The organism is Muriicola sp. (assembly GCF_041567615.1).
GTDB lineage: Bacteria > Bacteroidota > Bacteroidia > Flavobacteriales > Flavobacteriaceae > Muriicola.
Genome location: NZ_JBFGBM010000269.1, coordinates 1 through 2,106, shown reverse-complemented (window position 1 = coordinate 2,106; position 2,106 = coordinate 1). Strand labels below are relative to the sequence as shown.

The 2,106-nt window shown below is 47.4% G+C and carries 4 protein-coding genes; 2 read left to right on the top strand and 2 right to left on the bottom strand.

All coding sequences use genetic code 11. From position 1 onward, the window contains the following. Both ABYP73_RS12955 and ABYP73_RS12950 read right to left on the bottom strand, forming a co-directional pair. A partial coding sequence (locus ABYP73_RS12955; protein ID WP_372974613.1) for a putative sugar nucleotidyl transferase occupies nucleotides 1-140 on the bottom strand: 140 nt, incomplete at its 3' end. Between the two features lie 110 nt (nucleotides 141-250). Continuing rightward, complete coding sequence (locus tag ABYP73_RS12950) at nucleotides 251-502, bottom strand: type B 50S ribosomal protein L31 (protein WP_188371260.1); 252 nt, start codon at nucleotides 500-502, stop codon at nucleotides 251-253. A gap of 162 nt (nucleotides 503-664) precedes the next feature. On the opposite strand from ABYP73_RS12950, the gene ABYP73_RS12945 reads away from it, so the two are divergent. Both ABYP73_RS12945 and ABYP73_RS12940 read left to right on the top strand, forming a co-directional pair. Then, on the top strand, nucleotides 665-1,171 hold the full coding sequence (locus ABYP73_RS12945) for a DUF4199 domain-containing protein (protein ID WP_372945035.1): 507 nt from the start codon (nucleotides 665-667) through the stop codon (nucleotides 1,169-1,171). A gap of 54 nt (nucleotides 1,172-1,225) precedes the next feature. Then, on the top strand, nucleotides 1,226-2,106 hold an 881-nt coding region (locus ABYP73_RS12940; RefSeq protein ID WP_372974612.1), incomplete at its 3' end, for a glycosyltransferase family 2 protein.

Here is a 2,106-nt window from a genome sequence, read left to right as displayed (position 1 = left end):
TAGGAGGTCCCGGATTTGAGGTGTTTTTCCCATTTCTCGCGGAGGGTCAGGATCCCGATCCTGATCTCGCCCACGGGCCTGGTGAAGGTGAAAGGCAGAAGAGAGGTCCTTACTTCACTGTCGAACAGTACGTAGTTCATGCCTGCGAATTTTAATCAAATGTAAAAAAATAACGCCCCCGATTGGAATCGGAGGCGCTTGTTTATGATGAACTCCTGTTTTTGGCGGACAAGAGTGCGTTTTCTAACAATTACTTCTTGAACTTCTTGTATTTGTTCTTGAATTTATCGATCCTACCGGCAGTATCCACCAGCTTGGCCTTCCCGGTATAGAATGGGTGGGACGACCTGGAGATCTCGAGTTTTACCAGGGGGTATTCTACCCCGTCTACCTCAAGGGTTTCCTTAGTCTCTGCGGTAGACTTTGTGATGAACACATCGTCATTGGACATGTCCTTGAATGCTACCAGTCTGTAATTCTCCGGATGTATACCTTTTCTCATCGCAATACGTCTTCAATTTCAGGCTGCAAATGTAATTATTTTTTTTAGCATTGCACAAGAAGTAGAACAAAAAACCTTCTTAAAAAATTGTACCTTGGAAGTGTAACAAAATGGCCATACAGGTCACTAATTAAACAATAAACCCAAAAAATAATCGACGAAATGGAACAAACACAACCTAAAATTGGAAAATTCTCACTCAATTACGGCCTGATCCTCGGTGCCGTTAGTGTGGTATTTGGTCTCATGCTATTCTCCATGGATGCCCATACTACTCAGGATACGAGCAACACGGTGATCGGGATCGCACTGGCAGTTGGTGTTATCATCTGGGCTTTGATCAATTTCAGGAAGGCCAACGGAGGCTTGCTTTCCCTGGGTCAGGCCATCAAAATGGGAATCGGGATTTGCCTGGTATCCGGGGTCATCTACATCGTTTACCTGATCCTGCTGGCCAACGTCCTCGATCCTGATTTTATCACTAAAATAGCTGAGAATACCAAAGCGGCGGCTGAAGAAGCCGGCGTGATGACGTCGGCCCAGATCGAACAACAATATGAAGGCACAATTAACTACTTCTGGATATCGTATCCTGTTATATTGATCGCCAGCGTGATCCAGGGTCTTATAATCGGGTTGATAGGCGGACTCATCTTCAAAAAATCATAAGCCCTCCTTTTAAAGGATTGTTGTATTTTTGAAGGGAAGAAGCATCGATACTCCATGAGCTTATCCATTGTCATTCCTTTACTGAACGAAGAAGAATCCCTGAAAGAACTGTACGATTGGATTGCATCCGTGATGCGGTCCAATCGTTTTTCATATGAGGTCATATTTATAGACGACGGGAGTACGGACGGTTCCTGGGAGATCATTACCCGCCTGGCTGCCGAAAATGAACAGATCAAGGGGATCCGCTTCCTGAAGAATTTCGGAAAGTCACAGGCCCTGCACGCGGGATTCCGCCAGGCCTCGGGCGATATCGTGGTCACCATGGATGCCGACCTGCAGGATAACCCCGAGGAGATCCCGGAACTGGTCCGGTTGATCGAAGAAGAAGGATATGACCTGGTCTCCGGTTGGAAAAAGAAGCGGTACGATCATGCGCTGACGAAGAATATACCCTCCAAACTCTTCAACTGGGCAGCCCGCAGGACCTCAGGAGTGAAATTGCACGACTTTAACTGCGGCCTCAAAGCCTTCCGAAAAGAGGTGATCAAGACCATAGAAGTGAGCGGGGAAATGCACCGGTACATCCCTGTCCTGGCAAAAAATGCAGGGTTTTCCAGAATAGGCGAAAAGGTAGTCCGGCACCAGGCCCGAAAATTCGGGAAGACCAAATTCGGGGCCGACCGCTTTATCAATGGCTTCCTCGACCTGATCACCATCTGGTTCGTCTCCAAATTCGGAAAAAGACCCATGCACCTTTTTGGCGCATTGGGCGTACTTATGTTCATTATCGGATCGGGATTTGCCCTTTACCTTGGGATCGATAAACTCTTTATCAACCCCACAGGCAGGTTGCTGAGCGAAAGGCCGCAATTTTATATCGCGCTGACCGCCATGATCATTGGCACCCAGTTTTTCCTGGCAGGATTCCTGGG

Coding starts and splice junctions, on each gene's coding strand:
- ABYP73_RS12950 (WP_188371260.1), bottom strand. CDS start 502: ATGAGAAAAGGTATACATCCGGAGAATTACAGACTGGTAGCATTCAAG.
- ABYP73_RS12945 (WP_372945035.1), top strand. CDS start 665: ATGGAACAAACACAACCTAAAATTGGAAAATTCTCACTCAATTACGGC.